Annotated in this window: 20 protein-coding genes; 15 read left to right on the top strand and 5 right to left on the bottom strand. The window is 69.9% G+C overall.

The window, feature by feature from the left end:
• The first annotated feature begins 361 nt into the window (after window positions 1-361).
• Window positions 362-2,110 carry a PEP/pyruvate-binding domain-containing protein gene (locus GBZ26_RS13305; protein ID WP_174439248.1) on the top strand — a complete coding sequence of 583 codons (1,749 nt, stop codon included), beginning with the start codon at window positions 362-364 and terminating at the stop codon, window positions 2,108-2,110.
• A gap of 87 nt (window positions 2,111-2,197) precedes the next feature.
• On the opposite strand, the gene GBZ26_RS13300 is transcribed toward GBZ26_RS13305, so the two are convergent.
• The gene (locus GBZ26_RS13300; RefSeq protein WP_174439247.1) at window positions 2,198-2,647 is read right to left on the bottom strand and encodes a CBS domain-containing protein; all 450 of its coding nucleotides are present in this window, start codon (window positions 2,645-2,647) and stop codon (window positions 2,198-2,200) included.
• A 346-nt stretch (window positions 2,648-2,993) separates the two neighbouring features.
• Here GBZ26_RS13300 and GBZ26_RS13295 point away from each other — a divergent pair, with 346 nt between their 5' ends.
• Window positions 2,994-3,743: a sulfite exporter TauE/SafE family protein gene (locus GBZ26_RS13295; protein WP_174439246.1), complete on the top strand. Its 750-nt coding sequence runs from the start codon at window positions 2,994-2,996 to the stop codon at window positions 3,741-3,743.
• A gap of 22 nt (window positions 3,744-3,765) precedes the next feature.
• Here GBZ26_RS13295 and GBZ26_RS13290 read toward each other — a convergent pair whose 3' ends face one another.
• Window positions 3,766-4,314, bottom strand: coding sequence for a gamma carbonic anhydrase family protein (locus GBZ26_RS13290; protein ID WP_343207194.1), 549 nt, complete (start codon window positions 4,312-4,314; stop codon window positions 3,766-3,768).
• A 140-nt stretch (window positions 4,315-4,454) separates the two neighbouring features.
• On the opposite strand from GBZ26_RS13290, the gene GBZ26_RS13285 reads away from it, so the two are divergent.
• Complete coding sequence (locus GBZ26_RS13285) at window positions 4,455-4,685, top strand: FmdB family zinc ribbon protein (protein ID WP_119509984.1); 231 nt, start codon at window positions 4,455-4,457, stop codon at window positions 4,683-4,685.
• An 8-nt stretch (window positions 4,686-4,693) separates the two neighbouring features.
• Here GBZ26_RS13285 and GBZ26_RS13280 read toward each other — a convergent pair whose 3' ends face one another.
• The gene (locus tag GBZ26_RS13280; RefSeq protein WP_174439244.1) at window positions 4,694-6,235 is read right to left on the bottom strand and encodes a sigma-54-dependent transcriptional regulator; all 1,542 of its coding nucleotides are present in this window, start codon (window positions 6,233-6,235) and stop codon (window positions 4,694-4,696) included.
• A 273-nt stretch (window positions 6,236-6,508) separates the two neighbouring features.
• On the opposite strand from GBZ26_RS13280, the gene GBZ26_RS13275 reads away from it, so the two are divergent.
• Window positions 6,509-7,819 carry a D-amino acid dehydrogenase gene (locus GBZ26_RS13275; RefSeq protein ID WP_174439243.1) on the top strand — a complete coding sequence of 437 codons (1,311 nt, stop codon included), beginning with the start codon at window positions 6,509-6,511 and terminating at the stop codon, window positions 7,817-7,819.
• A 25-nt stretch (window positions 7,820-7,844) separates the two neighbouring features.
• On the opposite strand, the gene GBZ26_RS13270 is transcribed toward GBZ26_RS13275, so the two are convergent.
• The gene (locus tag GBZ26_RS13270) at window positions 7,845-8,579 is read right to left on the bottom strand and encodes a PRC-barrel domain-containing protein (RefSeq protein ID WP_174439242.1); all 735 of its coding nucleotides are present in this window, start codon (window positions 8,577-8,579) and stop codon (window positions 7,845-7,847) included.
• A gap of 129 nt (window positions 8,580-8,708) precedes the next feature.
• Between GBZ26_RS13270 and GBZ26_RS13265 the strand changes: the two genes are divergently transcribed.
• On the top strand, window positions 8,709-9,281 hold the full coding sequence (locus GBZ26_RS13265) for a type 1 glutamine amidotransferase domain-containing protein (protein WP_174439241.1): 573 nt from the start codon (window positions 8,709-8,711) through the stop codon (window positions 9,279-9,281).
• 46 nt (window positions 9,282-9,327) lie between these two features.
• Here GBZ26_RS13265 and GBZ26_RS13260 read toward each other — a convergent pair whose 3' ends face one another.
• The gene (locus GBZ26_RS13260) at window positions 9,328-9,990 is read right to left on the bottom strand and encodes a LuxR C-terminal-related transcriptional regulator (protein WP_174439240.1); all 663 of its coding nucleotides are present in this window, start codon (window positions 9,988-9,990) and stop codon (window positions 9,328-9,330) included.
• A 352-nt stretch (window positions 9,991-10,342) separates the two neighbouring features.
• On the opposite strand from GBZ26_RS13260, the gene GBZ26_RS13255 reads away from it, so the two are divergent.
• From GBZ26_RS13255 to ureE, 10 genes are all read left to right on the top strand, one after another.
• Window positions 10,343-11,044: a LuxR C-terminal-related transcriptional regulator gene (locus tag GBZ26_RS13255; protein ID WP_174439239.1), complete on the top strand. Its 702-nt coding sequence runs from the start codon at window positions 10,343-10,345 to the stop codon at window positions 11,042-11,044.
• A gap of 118 nt (window positions 11,045-11,162) precedes the next feature.
• On the top strand, window positions 11,163-12,629 hold the full coding sequence (gene xdhA, locus GBZ26_RS13250) for a xanthine dehydrogenase small subunit (protein ID WP_174439238.1): 1,467 nt from the start codon (window positions 11,163-11,165) through the stop codon (window positions 12,627-12,629).
• Complete coding sequence (gene xdhB / locus GBZ26_RS13245) at window positions 12,622-14,961, top strand: xanthine dehydrogenase molybdopterin binding subunit (RefSeq protein WP_174439237.1); 2,340 nt, start codon at window positions 12,622-12,624, stop codon at window positions 14,959-14,961. Before xdhA ends, xdhB begins: the two co-directional genes overlap by 8 nt.
• The gene (locus tag GBZ26_RS13240) at window positions 14,954-15,796 is read left to right on the top strand and encodes an urease accessory protein UreD (RefSeq protein WP_345772044.1); all 843 of its coding nucleotides are present in this window, start codon (window positions 14,954-14,956) and stop codon (window positions 15,794-15,796) included. The genes xdhB and GBZ26_RS13240 overlap by 8 nt, the downstream gene beginning before the upstream one ends.
• Before the next feature lie 42 nt (window positions 15,797-15,838).
• Window positions 15,839-17,104, top strand: coding sequence for a glycosyltransferase (locus GBZ26_RS13235; RefSeq protein ID WP_174439236.1), 1,266 nt, complete (start codon window positions 15,839-15,841; stop codon window positions 17,102-17,104).
• A 37-nt stretch (window positions 17,105-17,141) separates the two neighbouring features.
• Window positions 17,142-17,444, top strand: coding sequence for an urease subunit gamma (locus tag GBZ26_RS13230; protein ID WP_014240308.1), 303 nt, complete (start codon window positions 17,142-17,144; stop codon window positions 17,442-17,444).
• Between the two features lie 11 nt (window positions 17,445-17,455).
• Window positions 17,456-17,761 (top strand): urease subunit beta, encoded by a 306-nt coding sequence (locus GBZ26_RS13225; protein WP_035673497.1) that lies wholly within the window; start codon window positions 17,456-17,458, stop codon window positions 17,759-17,761.
• 26 nt (window positions 17,762-17,787) lie between these two features.
• On the top strand, window positions 17,788-19,497 hold the full coding sequence (gene ureC / locus GBZ26_RS13220) for an urease subunit alpha (protein ID WP_174439235.1): 1,710 nt from the start codon (window positions 17,788-17,790) through the stop codon (window positions 19,495-19,497).
• Window positions 19,498-19,515: 18 nt separating this feature from the next.
• Window positions 19,516-20,367 (top strand): glutamate racemase, encoded by an 852-nt coding sequence (gene murI, locus GBZ26_RS13215; RefSeq protein WP_174439234.1) that lies wholly within the window; start codon window positions 19,516-19,518, stop codon window positions 20,365-20,367.
• The coding region (gene ureE, locus GBZ26_RS13210; protein WP_174439233.1) for an urease accessory protein UreE at window positions 20,364-20,930 on the top strand (567 nt) is incomplete at its 3' end. The genes murI and ureE, both read left to right, overlap by 4 nt.

Raw genomic sequence — 20,930 nt, 5'->3', positions numbered from 1 at the left:
CCCCCATCCTGCCCCGTCCCGCCGACACCCCGGAGGGGCCAGCGCTGTGCATCCCGGAAGGGCTCGGTTACCCCCTGACGCGTGTCCCTCTGGAGCAGGCCCGGCTGGGCTGATCGCCTGAGGCCGCCGCGCATTTCCAACCCGAATTTCTGGTGAACAATTCGCCTAAAATTCCGCTATGCGGAATTTCCCGTGCCTTTTTTCGCCGCCAAAGCGTTATCGTCGCAAATGCGACTATTTGTGCATTGCACTCAGTTCGTGAAGTGGCATTATGAGGAAATAAGATATCGGTTTGACCGGAGAAATTTTCCGTTCATGTCCACAGGGTGCCTGAACACCACGCCGACGCGAGGATAGGTCCATGCTCCACCAGTCCATCATCCAAGGCTCCATCGACACCAGCGGCGCCATCGCCGTCGGTGCCGCCGTGGTTGCCGGGCACCCGGCGCTGCCGGTGGCCAATGGACAGGCGGCCAATGGACAGGCGGCCGGTGGACAGCGGTGGGTCTACGCCTTTGGCGGCGGCGGGGCGGAAGGGCACGGCGGCATGCTGGCGGAGCTGGGCGGCAAGGGCGCCGGGCTCGCCGAGATGGCGCGGCTGGGCGTGCCGGTGCCGCCGGGCTTCACCATAGTGGCGGAAGCCAGCCGCCGGCACCGCGCCGGGCAGGGCGGCTTTCCCGCCGGGCTGTCCGCCCAGGTGGAGGAGGCGCTGACCCGTCTGGAAGCCGTGGCAGGCGCCCGCTTCGGCGGGTCGGAGAATCCGTTGCTGGTGTCCGTGCGGTCGGGCGCACGGGCCTCGATGCCCGGCATGATGGACACGATCCTGAATCTCGGCCTGACCGACGCGACGGTAAAGGGTCTGGTGGCGCGCAGCGGCGACGCCCGCTTCGCCTACGACTGCTACCGCCGGCTGATCCAGACCTATGGCGCGGTGGTGCAAGGGGTGTGCGCCCACAGCTTCGACGCGGCGTTGGAGGCCTACAAGGAGGGGCGGGGGCTGCTCCGCGACGCCGACCTGGGCGCCGCCGACTGGCGCGCCGTGGCCGCCGCCTACCGCGAGGTGATCGAGCGCGAGGCGGGAGAGCCCTTCCCGCAGGACGCACGGACCCAGCTTTTCGCCGCCATCGGGGCCATCTTCCGCTCCTGGAGCAACGCCCGCGCCGTGGCCTTCCGGGCGGTGCACGGCATTCCCGACGATTGGGGAACCGCGGCGACCGTGCAGGCGATGGTGTTCGGCAACCGTGGAGGCGCCTCCGGCACCGGCGTCGCCCACAGCCGTGATCCCTCCACCGGCGAAGCCGTGCTGTGCGGCGAGTTCCTGGCCGATGCCCAGGGCGAGGACATCGTGTCCGGCCTGCGCACGCCGGGGCCGCTGTCCGGCGCCGACGCGTCCCTGGAGGCGGTCGCCCCCGAGGCCTTCGCCGAGTTGGGCCGCATCGCCGAACGGCTGGAGCGCCATTTCGGCGATATGCAGGAGATCGAATTCACCGTCCAGCAGGGGCGCCTGTTCATCCTCCAGTCGCGTGCCGGCAAGCGGACGCCGGAAGCCGGGGTGCGCATCGCCACGGAGATGGCGCAGGCCGGCATCATCTCGCGGGACGAGGCGGTGCGGCGCGCCGACCTGCCGGCGCTGGCGGACAGCCTGCGCCCCATCCCCGAGCCGGATGCCCCCCGCGAGGTGATTGCCCGCGGCCTGCCGGCCTCCTCCGGTGCCGCCACGGGTGTGCTGGTCTTCACGTCGGACGAGGCGGTTCGGCTGGCGGCGGAGGGTGTGGCCGTGGTGCTGTGCCGTCCGGAAACCTCTCCCCACGACGTGCACGGCATGCAGGTGGCCTGCGCGGTGGTGACCGCACGCGGCGGGGCGACCAGCCACGCCGCCACCGTCGCGCGCGCCATGGGGCTGCCCTGCGTCACCGGAGCGCGCATGCTGCGTGTCGATCCGGTGGCCGGCGTGATGACCGTGGGCGACCTGACCGTCCGGTCGGGTGAGATCATCACCGTGGACGGCGGGGCAGGCCAGGTCATCCTGGGCAGCGTGCCGATGATCCGCCCCGAGCCGCCGGAAGCCGTGGCGCTGTTGCTGCGCTGGGCCGAGGGCGTCGGCGCGTGATGGTTTGAAAGCCAAGAAGAAAGGCCCGCCGTCCGCTGGGACGACGGGCCTTCCGGCTGGGGCCTGTCCGCTTGCGCCGGGTCGCGGTCAGTGCGCGTAGACCGGGGTTTCCTGCGCCGGGGGCTGGGTGTGGGCGACCATCTCGGTGAGCTGGAGCTTGGTGAAGTCGCGGGCGCTGACGACGCCGACCAGCGTGGAGCCGTCGAGCACCGGCAGGTGCCGGATGTGGTGGCGGTCCATCAATTCCAGCGCGTGAACGACGCTGTCGTCGGGCGAGCAGGTCTGCGGTGCGCGCGACATCAGCATGAAGACCGGCGTCTTCAGGACCGACGCGCCGCGCTCCAGCAGCGCATAGACGACGTCGCGCTCCGACAGCATGCCGGCGACGGCGTTGCCCTCGGTCCGGCAGACGTCCTTGACCACCAGGGCGCTGATGTTCTCCGACCGCATCAGCCGGATCGCCTCCTCGATGGTTTCGCCGGAGCGGACGGTGACGACGCGGGATTCCTTGGTCCGAAGAATGTCGGCGACTTTCATGGCGAGCCCTCCACCAGACAGCGGGTTGCGGTAAGCGCGCCCTGCACGGAGACCCCCGCGGGGGACCGGAGCTTGACCGGTGGAACCGCGTCGGGCCGGTCGAAGGCCGTCGGCGGCACCTGGGCATCGGGCAGTGGCAGGCGATGGATATTTGGTATACCAGATGCCACGTCGCGTCAATGGCTAATGTAGCAAACAATCAGTGAAATAGCATTTTTGTACGAAGGCGTCGGCGAACCGCGTGGCTGCATCCATGGGGGACGCAAGCCTCCTATGGCGTTTGTCTGGGTGCCCACAACGTTGACTGGCATGCCAAATACACAAAGAGGCTGACGGTGGGGGTGCGATGCTTGCCATGGTGCTGCTGATGGTCGCGGCGTTCGCGTCGGGCGTTCTCAACGCCGTCGCCGGGGGCGGGGCTTTCATCACCTTCCCGGCGCTGCTGTTCGCCGGGGTGCCGCCGGTCAGCGCCAACGTGTCGAGCACGGTCGCCCTGTTCCCCGGCCAGATGGCCAGCGCCTGGGCCTACCGCAAGGAGATCCGCGGCGTGACGGAGGTCAGCGTCACCGCCTTCTCCGTGGTCAGCCTCATCGGCGGGGTGGTCGGGGCGATTCTCCTGCTGACCACGCCGGACCGCGCCTTCGCCGGGCTGGTGCCCTGGCTGCTGCTGTTCGCGACGGCGGTCTTCGCGGTGGGGAGCTTCATGCCGGCCCTGGCCGCCCGGCTGCGGCTGAGCGGTCGCTCCGTTCTGGTCGTGCAGTTCGTCATCGCCATCTATGGGGGCTATTTCGGCGGCGGGATCGGCTTCCTGATGCTGGCGGCGCTGACCTTGTTCGGCCTGCGCGACATCCACGCCATGAACGGGCTGCGCATCCTGCTGGCCGCGCTGATGAATGGCGCGGCGGTGGCGGCCTTCTGCCTGTCCGACGCGGTGTCCTGGCCGGAAACCGCCGTCATGGCGGTGTCGGCCATTGCCGGTGGCTACGCCGGCGCCCACGCGGCGAAGCGGGTCAGCCGCGACGTGATGAAGTGGGTGGTGGTGTCGATCGGCGTGGGGCTGACCCTGTACTTCTTCATCAGGGGCGCTGGAGCCTGAGGGCGCCCCACGCCGGGTCTTGTCAGGGCTGGCCGGGGACGGTGCCGGGAACGTTGATCGGGCGCAGCCCCTTGGCGTAGCTCTTCCACCGCTGCTGGTAGACGGCGGCGGGGGCGCGCATGCGCTCCACATCCTCGTCCGACAGCGTGCGCACCACCTTGCCCGGCGCGCCGAGGACCAGCGAACGGTCGGGGATCTCCTTGCCCTCCGCGATGAAGGCGTGGGCGCCGATCAGGCAGTCGCGGCCGATGCGGGCGCCGTTTAGGACGGTGGCGCCGATGCCGATCAGGCTGCCGTCGCCGACGGTGCAGCCGTGCACCATCGCCAGATGGCCGATGGTCACGTTCCTGCCGATGAGCAGAGGGAAGCCCGGATCGACGTGGAGGACGGCGTTGTCCTGGACGTTGCTGCCGGCGCCGATGTGGATGCGCTCCTCCTCGGCGCGCATGACCGCGCCCCACCAGACGGACACGTCCTCCTCCAGCAGAATGTCGCCGACGACGGTGGCGCTGGGGGCGACCCAGCAGTGGGGCGACAGTTGCGGGACCTTGTCGTTGAAGGCGTAGATCACCCGTTCCTCCTCTATTCTTCGTGTGGGCATCCTACCGCGGAACGGATCGGCGGCGTGAGAATGCTGCGCTGCGCTATACCCATAGAAAAATTACGTGATAGGATGAGTGCGCCCGGTTCCCGACCCGTGTGAGGATTCCCATGCCGCTCTACTCCTACCGCTGCACCGCCTGCGACCACGAGTTCGAAGCGCTGGTGCGTTCGGCGGACACGCCCGTCTGCGCCTCCTGCGGATCGGTCGCGCTGGAACGGAAGGTGGCGCGCATCGCGCCCGACACCAAGGCCGACAAGTTCCTGAACACCGCCCGCCGCGCCGCCGCGGCCGAGGGTCATTTCAGCAACTACAGCAAGGCCGAGCGCTCGCGCATCTAGCGCGGCGCTCACGTCCCGTCCGGAATCCCGTATTTCCGCAGCTTGTTCGCGATCATCGTGTGCGAGGTGTGGAGCCGGGCGGCCAGCTTGCGGCTGGACGGGTAGCGCGGGTAGAGGCGGCGGAGCAGGCCGCGCTCGAAGGCCGCCGCCGCTTCGTCCCAACTCGACGGCTCAGCGGGTTCGCCGCCGGTCTCGGCCTCCATGCGCGCCCCGGCCAGTTCCAGGTCGGCGGCATCGAGATAGGCCCCGTCGCTCATCGTCACGGCGCGGAAGATGACGTTCTCCAACTGGCGGACGTTGCCCGGCCAGGGGTTGGCGAGCAGGGCGGCACCCGCCGCCACGGTCAGCCGGCAGGGCGGGCGGCGGGCCTGGGCGCAGGCGCGGGCGATGAAGTGCCGGGCGAGCAGAAGGATGTCGTCGCCGCGCTCGCGCAGCGCCGGGACTTGGAGAGACAGCACGTTCAGCCGGTAGAACAGGTCTTCGCGGAAGCTGTGCTCGGCGACCATGGCGTCGAGGTTGCGGTGGGTGGCGCTGACCACCCGCACATCCACCGTCTGCTCGCGGTCGCCGCCGACGCGGCGGAAGCGACCGTCGTTCAGGAAGCGCAGCAGCTTGGCCTGGAGGTAGGGCGACATCTCCCCGATCTCGTCGAGGAAGACGGTGCCGCCGTGGGCGAGTTCCAGAAGGCCGGGCTTGCCGCCGCGCTGCGCCCCGGTGAAGGAGCCGGGGGCGTAGCCGAACAGCTCGCTCTCCGCCAGACTTTCCGGCACGGCGGCGCAGTTCAGCGCGAGGAAGGGCTTGTCGCGGCGCGGGCTGGCGCGGTGGCAGGCGTGGGCGATCAACTCCTTGCCGGTGCCTGTCTCGCCCAGGATCAGCAGCGGCGCGTCCACCGCCGCGACCCGCGCCGCCCGCGCCTTCAGCGAGCGGATCGGGGCGGACTCGCCGAGGATGCGGTCGAAGCCGCCCTCGTCGAAGTTCTGGAGCGCGTTCAGCCGCTCGCCCAGCCGGCTCGGCGCGAAGAGGGTGACCACCCCGCCGGCGGAACGCCCGTCCTCCACGATGGGGGTGGCGTCCAGCAGGAAGGGCTGGCCGTTCAGTGTGACCTCCTGCCCGGCGGCGAGGCGGAAGCCGTTGTCCACCAACAGGTCGGACAGCTCGGCGTCGCCGAACAGCCGGCCGAAATCGGCACCGGTCAGTTCGGCCTCGCTGCGCCCGGCGACCGTCGCGGCGGCGGCGTTCGCCACCACGATGCGGCACGCACGGTCCACCGCCAGAACCGGGTCGGGCAGGGCGGCCAGCAGGGCGTCCAGATGCAGCCGTCGCCGCGTGCCGGGCAGGATGTCGATGGGGGTGACGGACTCCACCCCCAGCACGGCGCGCAACGCGGCGTCGAGCGCGCCAAATCCCGGCACGTCCAGCTCCGGCGCGTCGATGTGGATGTGCGGCGGGTCCACCTCCACGGCCACGACGTTCAGGCGCCGCTTGGCGAGAACAGCCAGAATCTCGTGGGCGATGCCGACCCGGTCGGCGAACAGCACGTCGATGCGCATGGCGCTCCCCGTTGGACGGCATGAGGGTACCACGGCAGGTGTGCCTGTAAACATAAATGTACGCTGTAACGAATTCGCTACGACCGTAACAAATCATTGTTCAATATGGGTTTTCCCGGTGATCGGACAGTGCCTGGAAAAGACTGCGTAACGAATTGTGTACGGCGTTGCCCGATGCGGATTCCTCCGGTCCAGCAAGTCCGCGGCTTTCCGCAGTTGGCATCGGGATTGCGAGGGGGATCGGAACAAATCCGTGATCTCGGGAGCCTTCACATGCGCGTCATCGTCCTCGGCAGCGGCGTCATCGGCGTTTCCACCGCCTATTTCCTGGCGAAGGCCGGGCACGAGGTCACGGTGGTGGATCGGCAGCCCGGTCCGGCGCTGGAGACCAGCTACGCCAACGCGGGCGAGGTGTCGCCGGGCTATTCCGCCCCCTGGGCGGCGCCGGGCCTGATGGCGAAGGCGGTGAAGTGGATGCTGATGAAGCATTCCCCGCTGGTGATCCGGCCGAAGATGGACCCGGCGATGTGGTCCTGGTGCCTGAAGCTGCTGGCCAACGCCAACGAGCGTTCCTACGAGATCAACAAGGGCCGCATGGTCCGGCTGGCCGAATACAGCCGCGACTGCCTGCGCGCCCTGCGCGACGAGACCGGCATCCGCTACGACGAGCGCGCCAAGGGCACGCTCCAGGTCTTCCGCACCCGGAAGCAGGTGGACGCCGCCGCCACCGACATGGCCGTGCTGGACCGCTTCAAGGTGCCCTACAGCCTGCTCGACGTGGAGGGCTGCGCGGCCGTCGAGCCGGCGCTGCGGCTGGTCAAGGAGAAGATCGTCGGCGGTCTGCTGCTGCCGGGCGACGAGACGGGCGACTGCTTCCGCTTCACCAACGCGCTGGCCGCGCTGGCGACGGAGATGGGGGTGGAGTTCCGCTACAACACCGGCATCCGCAGGCTGGAGAGCGACGGGCGCCGCGTCACCGGTGTGGTGACCGACGCCGGCACGCTGACCGCCGACTCCTACGTGGTCGCCATGGGCAGCTATTCTCCGACGCTGGTGAAGCCGTTCGGGCTGGACCTGCCGGTCTATCCGGTGAAGGGCTATTCGCTGACGCTGCCCATCGTCGATCCGGCGGGTGCGCCGGAATCCACGGTGATGGACGAGACGCACAAGATCGCTGTGACCCGCCTCGGCGACCGCATCCGCGTCGGCGGCACGGCGGAGCTGACCGGCTTCGACCTGACGTTGCGTCCGAGCCGCCGCGGTCCGCTCGACCATGTGGTGAGCGACCTCTTCCCGACGGGCGGCGATCTGTCGAAGGCGGAGTTCTGGACCGGCCTGCGGCCCAACACGCCGGACGGCACGCCCATCGTCGGTCCGACCCCGGTGCGCAACCTGTTCCTCAACACCGGACACGGGACGCTGGGCTGGACGATGGCCGCCGGCTCGGGCCGGGTGGTCGCCGACGTGGTCGGCGGGCGCCAGACGGAGATCGACATGGACGGGCTGACCGTTGCCCGCTATGGCCGTTCCGCCGCCGCGGCCAGCCGCCCGACGGTCGGCGGCGTGGCCCGCCCGGCGGCCTGACAGAAACTCTTTTCCTGATGGGGCATTACTCCTGGCGCGCCTGGGCCCCCAGGTTCAGGCGCGCGGTGTTGAACTCCTTCATGCGCGCCGCGTCGAACGAGCCGAGTGCCTTCACCTGATCCGGCGTCGCCTGCAACGTGACGGAGGTCAGGCCCGGCTCCAGTGCCGCCGCTTTCCAGGCGACGGCGTAGGGGCCTTCGCCCTCCGGCTCCGGCGTCACCACGACGGCCTTGAGCGCGCCGTTGCGGTCGAACACCAGATCCTCCACCGTGCCGAAGAATCCGGCCTCGGTCGCGTCGCCCGCTGTGTTGGCCGGCTGGCCGATCAGGGCGGAGACACGCCAGTCGCCGGGACGGCTGGCCGTCTGCTGCTGGCGCCGGATCAGGTCCAGCGTGTCGGGGCCGGCAACGGGATAGGCAAGGACGCCGTCCACCGATCCGGGCATCAACTGGTGCCAGGGCACGGTGAAGCGCGCCTCGCCGACGTCGAGCATGCCGCTGGCCTCGATCACCGCACTTTCCAGCCGTCCGTCCGGGCCGACGACGAGATCGACCACCTGCCCAAGCTCCTCGCCGAGCAGCCCCTCGACCTCGGTCCCGACGATCACGCCGGCCCGCCAGCCCTGGTAGAGCCGGGGGTAGGACGCCTCCGTGGTTCGCACGGCGTCCGCGGCTTGGACAGGTTGAGGAACGCCCAAAGTCAGGGACGTGGCGATGGCGAACGCGGCGAGGATGCCCGCCGAAGTGCCGCTGTAACGCATGGGTCTGTGCTCCCGATTGTGACGCGCGGTCCGTCAAAGGGAACATGGGAGGTGCGCGGCGGTTCCGGAGGGAACTCCCCAGAGGTACGCCGGTTGCTGACCGGACAGGCCAACCGAGGAGGTGATCCCATGGCAGGAAAACTCGAGAAGAAGACCGTCGCCGTTCTGGCGACCGACGGCTTCGAGCAGGTCGAATTGACCGAACCGGTGAAGGCGCTGCGCAACGAAGGCGCCGAGGTGCGGATCGTGGCGCCCCAGGGCGGGCAAATCCAGGGCTGGAACCACCACGACAAGGCCGACCGGGTGGACGTGGACGTCACGCTCGATCAGGCGGACCCTGGAAGCTTCGACGCGCTGGTGTTGCCGGGCGGGGTCATCAACCCCGACGCGCTGCGGCTGGAGCCCAAGGCCATCGATTTCGTGCGCAGCTTCGTCCAGTCGGGCAAGCCCATCGCCGCGATTTGTCACGGCCCCTGGACGCTGATCGACGCGGGCGGCGCGAAGGGCAAGCGCATGACCTCCTGGCCGTCGCTGAAGGCCGATCTCGGCAACGCCGGGGCGAATTGGGAGGACAGCGAGGTCGTCACCGACCAAGGCTTGGTGACCTCGCGCAAGCCGGACGACCTGCCGGCCTTCTGCCGCAAGATGGTGGAGGAGTTCGCCGAAGGCCGCCACGGCGCCCACCGCCACGCGGCGGAGTGATCGTGCACCGTCCCCTCTCCCCTGCGGCGGGAGAGGGGACCTGTCTCTAGACGGACGCCAGCGGCGACAGACCGTTCTGGATCGCCCACACCGCGGCTTGCGTGCGGTTCTGGGCGTTGATCTTCCGCATCACGTTCTTGAAGTGCATCTTCACGGTCGATTCCGTGATGTGCAGGTTGCGCGCAATGGCTTTGTTCGACTGCCCGGCAAGCAGACAGCGCAGGATCTGAACCTCGCGCTTCGACAACTCGTTGTTGGCGGGCTGGGCGCGCTCCGGCTGTGGACGCTCGCTGTTGGCGTTGGCAATCAGCAGGCTCGCGACGTGGGTGGGATAGACCACTTCGCCCAGCATGACCAGCTGCAAGGCGCGCAACAGGGACTCGCTCGACATCGACTTGTTCAAATAGGCGTCGGCACCGGCCTTCAACGACAGCGACAGCGTGCGGTCGGCGATCGCGTCGGCGAGCACGGCGATGCGGGCGCTGGTGGCGGCGCGCAGGCGCTTCACCCCGCCGGCCTCGTCGTTCGTCGCGTCACCCAGGGCCACCACGATCAGGTCGGGCTGCACGCCCTGCGCGATGGCCGCCTCCGCATCCTCCACCGTCGTGGCGTGGTGACAGACGCGGAAGGGGCCACCGCTGATGAGCGTTCCCAGCGCCGCCGAAAACAGCCGGTCATGGTCCACGAGCATGACGTTCCACGTTCTCATCGAAACTCCTCCGCGACGCCACCCGTGACGAGCAGCGCACAACGCCAATCGTTGTCCGTTTCGCCGGGGAAAAGGGAAAAAAGCCGCCTTTATTGTATCGAAAAAGCGTGCTTTACGCTGGTTGTCCCGATGATTTATACGGATGGTCAGGGAGCGGCGCAAGATGCTTGGAAGAAGCTCGATACGAATGAAACATAAATGGCTTCGAAAAGACTGGAATTCGCGCAGCGCTGCTTCTGCAAAGTCCAAAAGAGGTACCTTTATACTTTTCCGCTGGACAGAAAGCCGAGCTGGATTGGGGCGTTTTTGTTTTCCAAGTCGGCTTTCGGCGGCTTGATGGGGTAGCAAAGCAATGGAAGTTCAGCTGCAGACGCGCGGCAAGGAGCGGTCGGTGGCCGGCAGGGCGCAAACGTTTCTGGTGGTGGACGACCACCCCCTGGTGCGGCACGGCTTCGCCCTTTCGGTGGGGGAGATCCACCCGGACGCGCAGGTGCTGGAGGCTGGTTCGCTGGACGAGGCGATGGCCATCGCCGACCGCACGCCGGATCTGACGCTGGTCCTGTTCGACCTCAACCTGGGAGACCGCAGCGGGCGCGACGGGGTGCGCCGCATGGTCGAGGTGCTGGGACGCCGTCCGCTTCTGGTCATCTCCGGGTCGGACGAGGTGGCGGACATCGTGGACAGCGTGCGGCTGGGGGCCAGGGGCTACATCCTGAAGACCAGTTCGACGGCGGTGCTGGAGCACGCGATCTCGCTTGCCTTGACCGGGGAGACCTTCCTGCCGCTGCCGCGTGCCGTCCTGTCCGGCAACGTCGCGGCGGAGGCCGCGCGTCCCTCGGGCCAGATCCTCGACCGGCTGACCGACCGGCAGCGCGATGTGTTCCAGCTTCTTCTGGCCGGTCACTCCAACAAGGAGATCGCGCGGGAGCTGGGTGTCCTGGAAGGCACCGTGAAGGTCCATGTGCGGGCCATCATGCAGAAGCTGGGCGTGCGCAACCGCACCCAGGTCGCCGTCGTGGCCGCCCGCAGCGGATGCTTCCCCGAGGACGCCTGACGCCCTTCGGAGCGGTTTATCCATCCGAACCTTGCCTTTATGGCTAGACGGCCGGCCCGCCATTGCGGCCTGCGGAGACTTTCCGGCACTATGACGGAAACGCCCGACAGGAGGGACAATGACGGGCTCTGTGCGTTTCGTGCTCGGCGGACGGGTGGTGGAGGTGCGGGACGCCGATCCCACCACCACGGTGCTGAACTGGCTGCGCGCCAACGGGCGCCCCGGTTCCAAGGAGGGCTGCGCCGAGGGGGATTGCGGCGCCTGCACGGTGGTGCTGGGCGATCTCGCCGCGGACGGGCGCGTCCGTTACCGCGCCGTCAACGCCTGCATCCTCTTCCTGCCGATGATCGACGGCAAGCTGCTGCTGACCGTCGAGGATCTGGCCGGCGCGGACGGGCAGCTGCACCCCGTCCAGGCGGCGATGGTGGACAAGCACGCCTCGCAATGCGGCTTCTGCACCCCCGGCTTCGTGATGGCGCTGTTCGCGCTCCATCATGATGGGCGCGTCGCGTCCGGCGGCCTGACCGATGGGGTGATCCACGACGCGCTGGCCGGCAACCTGTGCCGCTGCACCGGCTACCGTCCGATCCTCGACGCCGCCCGGACCATGGCGGCGGAGCGGACCGACGACCGCTTCGACCGGGCCGAGGAGGGCATCGCCACCCTGCTGCGCTCCATCCGGCGCGACGGGCCCCTGACCGTGGCCCACGGCGCCGCCAGCTTCCACGCGCCGCGGAGCATCGAAGAGTTGGCCGCTCTGTGCGCCGCGCATCCGAACGCCACGCTGGTCGCCGGGGCGACCGATGTGGGTCTTTGGGTGACCAAGCAGGGGCGCAGCCTGCCCACGCTGATTCATCTCGCCCAGGTGCGGGAGCTTCACCGGATCGGCGAGGGGGCCGATGCGCTGGAGATCGGCGCGGCGGTGACCTACACCGACCTGCTGCCGGTTCTGGAACGCCGCCTGCCCGAACTGGCCGCCCTGGTCACCCGCATCGGTGCGGCGCAGGTGCGCAACTCCGGCACGCTGGGCGGCAACGTCGCCAACGGCTCGCCCATCGGGGACAGCATGCCGGCCCTGCTGGCTCTGGGCGCCTCGCTGGTGCTGAACCGGGGCGGGGTACGGCGGGAGCTGCCGTTGGATCGTTTCTACCACGGCTACCGCAGGAACGACCTGAAGCCGGGCGAGTTCGTCGAGCGCATCCGCATCCCCCTGCCGCGCGACGGCCAGCGCTTCGCCACCTGGAAGGTGTCCAAGCGGCGCGACCAGGACATCTCCGCAGTCTGCGCCGCCTTCCTGCTGACGCTGGACGGGGAGGGGCGGGTGGCGGAGCTGCGCGCCGGTTACGGCGGCATGGCGGCGACCCCGGCCCGCGCCCCGGCGCTGGAGGCGGCGATGGCCGGGCAGCCCTGGACGGCGGACGCCGTGGCGGCGGCCCTGCCGGCGCTCGACCGCGACTTCCGCCCGATGACCGACATGCGGGCCAGCGACCGCTACCGGGCGCTGGTGGCGAAGAACCTGCTGATGCGCTTCCTTCTTCACACGACCGGGGCCGAACGCCCCTCCCTGGAGGCCGTGCATGGCTGACGGCGGCACCATCCAACCGATCCGCGGCGGCGTCCACCGGGGCATCGAGCATGAAAGCGCCCGCAAGCATGTGATGGGCGCCGCGGCCTACACCGACGACATCCCGGAGCTGCCCGGCACGCTGCACGTCGCGGTGCGGTTGTCGGAGCGGGCGCACGCGCGCATCCTGGGCATGGACCTGTCGCGGGCGAGGCAGGCGCCGGGCGTCCACGCGGTCCTCACCTACGCCGACGTGCCGGGGGACAGCGACATCGGCACCGTCCAGCGTGGCGACCCCATCCTGGCCGACGATCTGGTGACCTACGCCGGGCAGGCGGTGGTCGCCGTGGCGGCGGAGACGCTGTTGCAGGCCCGCGCCGCCGCCCGGCTGGTGGAGATTTACTACGAGGACCTGCCGGCGGTGCTGACCGCCGAGGCGGCCCTGGAAAAGGGCAGCTTCGTCTCGCCGCCGCTGACTTTCCGGCGCGGCGACGCGGCGGCGGCGGTCGCCGGGGCGCCGCACCGGCTGACCGGCACTCTGGAGGTTGGCGGGCAGGACCATTTCTACCTGGAAGGCCACATCGCCTACGCCATTCCCAAGGAGGACGGCGACCTGCTGGTCCATTCCTCGACCCAGCACCCGTCGGAGGTCCAGCACGCCGTCGCCCAGGTGCTGGGGCGGCCGATGCACGGGATCGCCGTGGAGTGCCGGCGCATGGGCGGCGGCTTCGGCGGCAAGGAGAGCCAGCCGGCTCAGATCGCCGCCATCGCCGGCCTGCTGGCCAACGCGACGAAGCGTCCCGTGAAGTTCCGCCTCGACCGCGACGACGACATGCTGATGACCGGCAAGCGCCACGACTTCTTCGTGCGCTACGACGTCGGCTTCGACGGCGAGGGGCGCATCCAGGGTCTGGAGATGGACCTCGCCGGGCGCTGCGGCATGTCGCTGGACCTGTCCAACGGCGTGGTCGACCGCGCCATGTTCCACGCCGACAACGCCTATTACCTGCCGGCGGCGCGGGTGACCGGGCATCGCTGCAAGACCAACACGGTGTCCAACACCGCCTTCCGCGGCTTCGGCGGGCCGCAGGGCGTCATCGCCATCGAGCATGTGGTGGACGAGATCGCCCGTTCTCTCGGCAAGGACCCGCTCGACGTGCGCCGCGCCAACCTCTACGGCGGGCCGGGCCGCGACACCACCCATTACGGGATGCCGGTGGAGGAGCCGGAGATCCTCGCCGAGCTGATGGACCGGATCGAGCAGGACGGCGACTACCGCCGCCGGCGGGAGGAGATCGACGCCTTCAACGCCCGCAGCCCGGTGCTGAAGAAGGGGCTGGCGGTGACCCCGGTGAAGTTCGGCATCTCCTTCACCGTCAAGCACCTGAACCAGGCGGCGGCGCTGGTCCACGTCTACACCGACGGCTCCATCCAGGTGAACCACGGCGGCACGGAGATGGGGCAGGGCATCCACACCAAGATGGCCCAGATCGCCGCTCAGGAGTTCCAGATCGACGTGGAGCGGGTGCGGGTCACCGCCAGCGCCACCGACAAGGTGCCGAACGCCCCGCCCACCGCGGCGTCGGCCGGCACCGACCTGAACGGCATGGCGGTGCGCATCGCCGTGGGGACCATCCGCGACCGGCTGGTGGCGTTCCTCGCCCAGCACTGCCACACCACGCCGGACAAGGTGGAGTTCCGCGACAACGCCGTCTTCGCCGGCAACCACGCCATGACCTTCGCGGAGGTGGCGAAGCTCGCCTATCTGAACCGGGTATCGCTGTCCTCCACCGGCCATTACGCCACGCCGAAGATCTGGTGGGACCGCGAGAAGTGCGAGGGGCGGCCCTTCTTCTACTTCTCCTGCGGCGTCGCGGTGACGGAGGCGCTGATCGACACGCTGACCGGCGAGTACAGCTTCCCCCGCGCCGACGTGCTGCACGACTGTTCCGGCAGCATCAACCCGGCCATCGACCTGGGGCAGGTGGAGGGCGCCTTCGTCCAGGGGCTGGGCTGGGTCACGTCGGAGGAGCTGTGGTGGGACGGCGAGGGACGCTTGCGCACCCACGCGCCCAGCACCTACAAGATCCCGACATCGCGCTCGCTGCCGGAGGATTTCCGGGTGGCGCTCTACACCGACCGCCCCAACCGGGAGGACACGGTGTTCCGCTCCAAGGCGATCGGGGAGCCGCCGCTGATGCTCGGCATCTCGGCGTGGCTGGCGCTGAAGGACGCCGTCGCGGCGGTGGGCGGCCACCGGCTGCCCGTGCGCCTCGACGCGCCCGCGACGCCGGAGCGCGTGCTGTTGGCCGTCGAGGATGTGAAGACAGGAATGGGTTCCGCCGGTGGCTGATGCGTTGATTAAGAAGGTCGCCGTCCACGGCGCGGCGACGGTGCGGTTCGAGCATCGCCATGGGGCCACGCGCCTCGCCACGCTCTACCACCACGACCCGCTGCGGGTTCTGCTGCCCGACCCGCGGGCGGGGGACCTGCCCATCGCGGTGCTGGTCACCACGTCGGGAGGGCTGGTCGGCGGCGACCGGCTGGACGTCGCCCTGTCGGCGGGGCCGGGGGCGGCGGCGCTGGTGACGACCCAGGCGGCGGGGAAGGTCTACCGCTCCGCCGGGCCGGACTGCCGCATCGACACCCGCGTCACCGTGGAGGCCGGCGGCTGGCTGGAATGGATGCCGCAGGAGGCCATCGTCTTCGAGGGCTCCCGCCTGCGCCGCCTGACCCGGCTGGAGCTGGAGGGCGACGCCCGTCTGATCGCCGGGGAGATGCTGGTCTTCGGGCGCGCCGCCTTCGGCGAGACGGTCACCCGCGGCCTTGTCCGCGACGCCTGGGAGGTGGTGCGCGACGGCCGCCTCGCCTGGGCCGACGCCCTGCACATGGACGGCGACCTCGCCGAGACGCTGGCCCACCCGGCGGGCTTCGGCGGGGCCGGGGCCTGCGCCACGCTGCTCCACGCCGCACCCGACGCCGCGACCCGGCTGGAGGCGCTGCGCGCGGCGGCGGAGGGGCTGGAGGGCGTGCGGGTCGGCGCCACCGCCTTCGACGGGCTGCTGGTCGTCCGCATCCTGGGCGGCGAGGCGCGGCCGGTGCGTGGCGCCTACGCGGCGCTGTGGTCGCATCTGCGCTCCGCGGCGGCGGGCCTGCCGGTCAGATTGCCGCGGTTGTGGGAGGTCTGAGCCCTCTTGTCAAAGGGGGATTGCCGGCGTAGCTCCGGTCCCATGCGCTTCACCATCGTCACCTACGGGTCCCAGGGCGACATCCGTCCTTACGTCGCTCTTGGGAAGGGCTTGCGGGCCGCCGGACACTCCGTCGCCTTTCCCGCCGACCGCGAGTTCCGCGACCTGATCGAGCGGCATGGCCTGGACTACAGCCCGCTGTCCGGCGACCTGCGCGCGGTGACGGGCAGCCGGGAGGCGGACGGGCTGTTCCGCGATGGCATCAACCCCGTCAAGATGATGCGGGCGCTGCTGCGCCTCGGCCAGGACCACGCCCTGGACTGGACGCGGGAATATTGGGAGGCGGCGCGGGGAAGCGACGCGATCATCGCCTCCGGCCTCGCCTTCTACACGGGCGTGGCGGTGGCGGAGAAGCTGGGCGTTCCGGTCGTCGGGACGGCGCTGCAGCCGATGGCGCCGACGCGGGCCTTTCCGCCGCCGATGATGCCGCCCCGGCGCTTTCCCGGCGTCGTGAACTACGCCCTGCATCTGGCGATGATGCAGCTCGTCTGGCAGACCTTCCGGGCGCCGACCAACCGGGCGCGGCGCGCGGTGTTGGGGCTGAAGCCCTCCTTCATCGGGCCGGGACCGTTGCTGATGACGGCGAAATGGCCGATGCCCTACGCCTTCTCGACCCATGCGCTGCCGCGGCCGGACGACTGGCCGGACTTCATCCGGGCGACCGGGTTCTGGTTCCTGGACGAGGCCGATGCCTACACGCCGCCGCCCGACCTCGCGGCCTTTCTGGAGAGCGGACCGCCGCCGGTCTATGTCGGGTTCGGCAGCATGGCCGGGTTCGATCCCGCCGAGACGACGCGGCTGGTCGTCGCGGCTCTGAACGGGCGGCGCGCCGTGCTCTCCGCCGGGTGGGGCGGGATCGACCGGTCGGCCCTGCCGGAGACGGTCCATGGCCTGGAGTCGGCGCCGCACGACTGGTTGTTTCCGCGCATGTCCGCCGTCGTCCATCACGGTGGCGCCGGCACCACGGCGGCAGGCCTGCGCGCCGGCGTGCCGGCGGTGGGGGTCCCCTTCATGGGCGACCAGCCGGTCTGGGGGGCCCGGCTCCACGATCTCGGCGTCGCGCCACCGCCGCTTCCCCGCCGGACGCTGACCGCCGAGGGGCTTGCCCGTGCCATCGAGGCGACCGGCGATCCGGGCCTGCGCGGCCGGGCCGCGGCGCTCGGCGCCCGCATCCGGGCCGAGGACGGCGTTGGAAACGCGGTGCGATTCATCGAAGAGGGATTGGCGCACCGCAGCAACGTGGCATAATCCCGCCAACCCAATGGGAAGGCGGAGAGACAGCCCCATGAACCTGACACCGCGCGAGAAGGACAAGCTTCTCGTGGCCATGGCCGCCATGGTGGCGCGCCGCCGGCTGGAGCGTGGCGTGAAGCTGAACCATCCCGAGGCGGTGGCCCTCATCACCGATTATGTGGTGGAGGGCGCGCGCGACGGGCGCACCGTGGCCGAGCTGATGCGCGACGGCGCGACGGTGATCACCCGCGATCAGGTGATGGACGGCATCCCGGAGATGATCCACGAGATCCAGGTCGAGGCCACCTTCCCCGACGGCACCAAGCTCGTCACCGTCCACCAGCCGATTCGCTAAGGGGAGTCCCGATGAAACCCGGTGAAATCATCCCCGCCGCGGGCGAGATCGAACTCAACGCCGGCCGCGACACGGTGGAGCTGGACGTCGCCAATGCCGGCGACCGCCCGATCCAGGTCGGCTCGCACTATCACTTCGCCGAGACGAACGGGGCGCTGACCTTCGACCGCGAAAAGGCGCGCGGCTTCCGGCTGGACATCCCCGCCGGGACGGCGGTGCGCTTCGAGCCGGGGCAGACGCGCCGCGTGCGGCTGGTCGCCTACGCCGGCAACCGCGTGGTCATCGGCTTCAACGGCAAGGTCAACGGCAGCCTGTAAAGGGCGCCAGCGGAGGGCATCAGACAATGGCGCATCGCATCGACCGGGCCGAATACGCGGCTCTCTACGGCCCCACCGTGGGCGACCGGGTGCGGCTGGCCGACACCGACCTGATCGTGGAGGTCGAGAAGGACCACACCGTCTATGGCGAGGAGGTCAAGTTCGGCGGCGGCAAGGTGATCCGCGACGGCATGGGGCAGGCCCAGACCGCGCGCCAGGGCGGCGCCGTGGACACCGTCATCACCAACGCGCTGATCATCGACCACTGGGGCATCGTCAAGGCCGACATCGGCATCATCGGCGGGCGCATCGCCGGCATCGGCAAGGCCGGCAACCCGGACGTCCAGCCGGGCGTGACCATCGTCGTCGGGCCGGGGACCGAGGTCATCGCGGGCGAGGGCAAGATCGTCACCGCCGGCGGCATCGACGCCCACATCCACTTCATCTGCCCGCAGCAGGTCGACGAGGCGCTGAACAGCGGCGTCACCACCATGCTGGGCGGCGGCACCGGCCCGGCGGCCGGCACGTCGGCCACCACCTGCACGCCGGGGCCGTGGCACATGGCCCGGATGCTCCAGGCGGCGGAAGGGCTGCCGATCAACCTCGGCTTCTTTGGCAAGGGCAACGCCAGCCGTCCCGACGCGCTCTTGGAGCAGATCGCCGCCGGCGCCTGCGGCATGAAGCTGCACGAGGACTGGGGCACCACCCCGGCGGCCATCGACACCTGCCTGACGGTGGCCGAGGAGACGGACATCCAGGTGGCGATCCACACCGACACGCTGAACGAGTCGGGCTTCGTGGAGAACACCATCGCCGCCTTCAAGGGCCGCAACATCCATGCCTTCCACACCGAGGGGGCGGGCGGCGGCCACGCGCCGGACATCATCAAGGTGGCCGGCCTGCCCAATGTGCTGCCCAGCTCCACCAACCCGACGCGGCCCTTCACGGTGAACACGGTGGATGAGCATCTCGACATGCTCATGGTCTGCCACCACCTGTCGCCCCGCATCCCCGAGGACGTGGCCTTCGCCGAAAGCCGCATCCGGCGCGAGACCATCGCGGCGGAGGACATCCTGCACGACCTCGGCGTCTTCTCGATGCTGAGCTCGGACAGCCAGGCCATGGGCCGGGTCGGCGAGGTGATCATCCGCACCTGGCAGACCGCGCACAAGATGAAGGTCCAGCGCGGGCGTCTGGCCGAGGAGACGGGCGAGAACGACAACTTCCGCGTCAAGCGCTACGTCGCCAAATACACGATCAACCCCGCGCTGTCGCACGGCATCGCCCATGTCGAGGGCTCGGTCGAGGTGGGCAAGCTGGCCGATCTGGTGGTCTGGTCGCCGGCCTTCTTCGGCGTGAAGCCGGACATGGTGCTGAAGGCCGGGACCATCGCGGCCGCGCTGATGGGCGACCCCAACGCCTCCATCCCGACGCCGCAGCCGGTGCATTACCGCCCGATGTTCGGCGCCTACGGCCGCGCCATGCAGGCCAGCTCCCTGACCTTCGTCAGCAAGCTGTCTCTGGAGAACGAGGCGCTGCGCTCGCTCGGCCTGCAGCGCGAGCTGGTCGCGGTGACGGGCGTGCGGGCGATCGGCAAGAAGCAGATGATCCACAACGATTCCACACCCCACATCGAGGTCGATCCGGAAACCTACGAGGTGCGCGCCGACGGCCAGCTCCTGACCTGCGAGCCGGCGGACGTGCTGCCCATGGCGCAGCGGTACTTCCTGTTCTGAGTGTGGGGTGACGGGTTCGTGATTGGTGTCTTCGATTCCGGGCACGGCGGTCTGACGGTGCTGCGCGCGCTGGTGGCCGCCGCTCCCGGGCGTCCCTTCGTCTATCTCGGCGACCATGCCGCCGCTCCCTATGGTCCGCGCAGCGAGGAGGACATCTACCGCCTGACGGTCCAGGGGGTGGAGCGGCTGTTCGCCCAGGGCTGCGGGCTGGTCGTCCTGGCCTGCAACACGGCGGCGGCGGTGGCCCTGCGGCGGATGCAGCGGACGTGGTTGCCCGTTGCCCATCCTGGGCGCAACGTGCTGGGCGTCCTGGTGCCGATGGTCGAGGCGATCACCCGCGTGCCCTGGATGCAGGACGGCCCCGCCGCCGACTGGCGCCCGGAGCCGCGGACGGTCGGCGTCTTCGCCACCCCGGCCACCGTCGCGTCGGGCTCCTTCCCGCGCGAGATCGGCAAGCGGGCGCCCGACGTCCGGGTGGTGCAGCAGGCCTGCCCGGACCTCGTCCCGCTGATCGAGCGGGGGGCTGGGGACGCCGAACTGGCTCCGGCGGTGCGCGGCTATGTGCGGGCTCTGCTGGGGCAACTCGGCGGCCAGCCGCTGGACGCGGCGGTGCTCGGCTGCACCCATTACCCGCTGGTGGCGCATCTGTTCGCGGAGGCGCTGCCGCCGGGGGTGGAGGTGCTGTGCCAGCCCAGTCTGGTCGCCCGGTCGCTGGACAATTACCTGGAGCGCCACCCCGAATACGCCCCGTCTGCTGGCGAGGCGGCGGGCGCCCTTCGTTTCTTCACCACGGGAGCGGCGGAACCGGTCGGCGCCCTCGCGGGACGTTTCTTCGGCCGGCCCACACCCTTCGAACGGCTTTCTCCATGACCGACACGCTCCGCCGCGCCACCCGAGTCCACGCCCGCGGCCATTGGCCGGTCGAACGCGAGGCCGGCACGGTGACCCTCGCCTTCGACGACCGCCACCGCCGGCGCATGATGATGAGGGACGATGCGGGGGCCGACTTCCTGCTGGACCTGCCGCGCGCGGTCGCGCTCGACCATGGCGACGGGCTGGAGCTGGGCGACGGCGCCTATCTGCGCGTGGTCGCCGCCGACGAGGAGCTGATGGAGGTGCGCTGCGGCGGCGGGACGGAGGGCTTCGCCCGCATCGCCTGGCACCTCGGCAACCGCCACCTGCCGGTGCAGATCGTCGGCGAGACCATCCGCCTGCGCCGCGACCATGTGATCGAGGACATGCTGAAGGGGCTGGGAGCCAGCGTCGCCGCCATCCACGCGCCTTTCGCGCCGGAGGGCGGGGCGTACTCGGGGCAGGTGCATGGCCACTCGCATGGGCATGGCCACTCGCATGGGCATGGCCATGACCACGAGCACGACCATAGTCATTCGCATTCCCACAGCGATAGCCACAGCCACTCCCATTCTCATGGG

Origin of the sequence: Azospirillum formosense (assembly GCF_013340925.1) — a bacterium.
Lineage (GTDB): Bacteria > Pseudomonadota > Alphaproteobacteria > Azospirillales > Azospirillaceae > Azospirillum > Azospirillum formosense.
Note: the sequence above shows the minus strand (reverse complement) of the source record. Positions and strands in the feature narration are given on the sequence as shown.

Bases quoted from the DNA above. Each gene is read 5' to 3' on its own strand.
- GBZ26_RS13305 (WP_174439248.1), top strand. From the start codon at position 362: ATGCTCCACCAGTCCATCATCCAAGGCTCCATCGACACCAGCGGCGCC.
- GBZ26_RS13300 (WP_174439247.1), bottom strand. From the start codon at position 2,647: ATGAAAGTCGCCGACATTCTTCGGACCAAGGAATCCCGCGTCGTCACC.
- GBZ26_RS13295 (WP_174439246.1), top strand. From the start codon at position 2,994: ATGCTTGCCATGGTGCTGCTGATGGTCGCGGCGTTCGCGTCGGGCGTT.
- GBZ26_RS13285 (WP_119509984.1), top strand. From the start codon at position 4,455: ATGCCGCTCTACTCCTACCGCTGCACCGCCTGCGACCACGAGTTCGAA.
- GBZ26_RS13280 (WP_174439244.1), bottom strand. From the start codon at position 6,235: ATGCGCATCGACGTGCTGTTCGCCGACCGGGTCGGCATCGCCCACGAG.
- GBZ26_RS13275 (WP_174439243.1), top strand. From the start codon at position 6,509: ATGCGCGTCATCGTCCTCGGCAGCGGCGTCATCGGCGTTTCCACCGCC.
- GBZ26_RS13270 (WP_174439242.1), bottom strand. From the start codon at position 8,579: ATGCGTTACAGCGGCACTTCGGCGGGCATCCTCGCCGCGTTCGCCATC.
- GBZ26_RS13265 (WP_174439241.1), top strand. From the start codon at position 8,709: ATGGCAGGAAAACTCGAGAAGAAGACCGTCGCCGTTCTGGCGACCGAC.
- GBZ26_RS13260 (WP_174439240.1), bottom strand. From the start codon at position 9,990: ATGAGAACGTGGAACGTCATGCTCGTGGACCATGACCGGCTGTTTTCG.
- GBZ26_RS13255 (WP_174439239.1), top strand. From the start codon at position 10,343: ATGGAAGTTCAGCTGCAGACGCGCGGCAAGGAGCGGTCGGTGGCCGGC.
- xdhA (WP_174439238.1), top strand. From the start codon at position 11,163: ATGACGGGCTCTGTGCGTTTCGTGCTCGGCGGACGGGTGGTGGAGGTG.
- xdhB (WP_174439237.1), top strand. From the start codon at position 12,622: ATGGCTGACGGCGGCACCATCCAACCGATCCGCGGCGGCGTCCACCGG.
- GBZ26_RS13235 (WP_174439236.1), top strand. From the start codon at position 15,839: ATGCGCTTCACCATCGTCACCTACGGGTCCCAGGGCGACATCCGTCCT.
- GBZ26_RS13230 (WP_014240308.1), top strand. From the start codon at position 17,142: ATGAACCTGACACCGCGCGAGAAGGACAAGCTTCTCGTGGCCATGGCC.
- GBZ26_RS13225 (WP_035673497.1), top strand. From the start codon at position 17,456: ATGAAACCCGGTGAAATCATCCCCGCCGCGGGCGAGATCGAACTCAAC.
- ureC (WP_174439235.1), top strand. From the start codon at position 17,788: ATGGCGCATCGCATCGACCGGGCCGAATACGCGGCTCTCTACGGCCCC.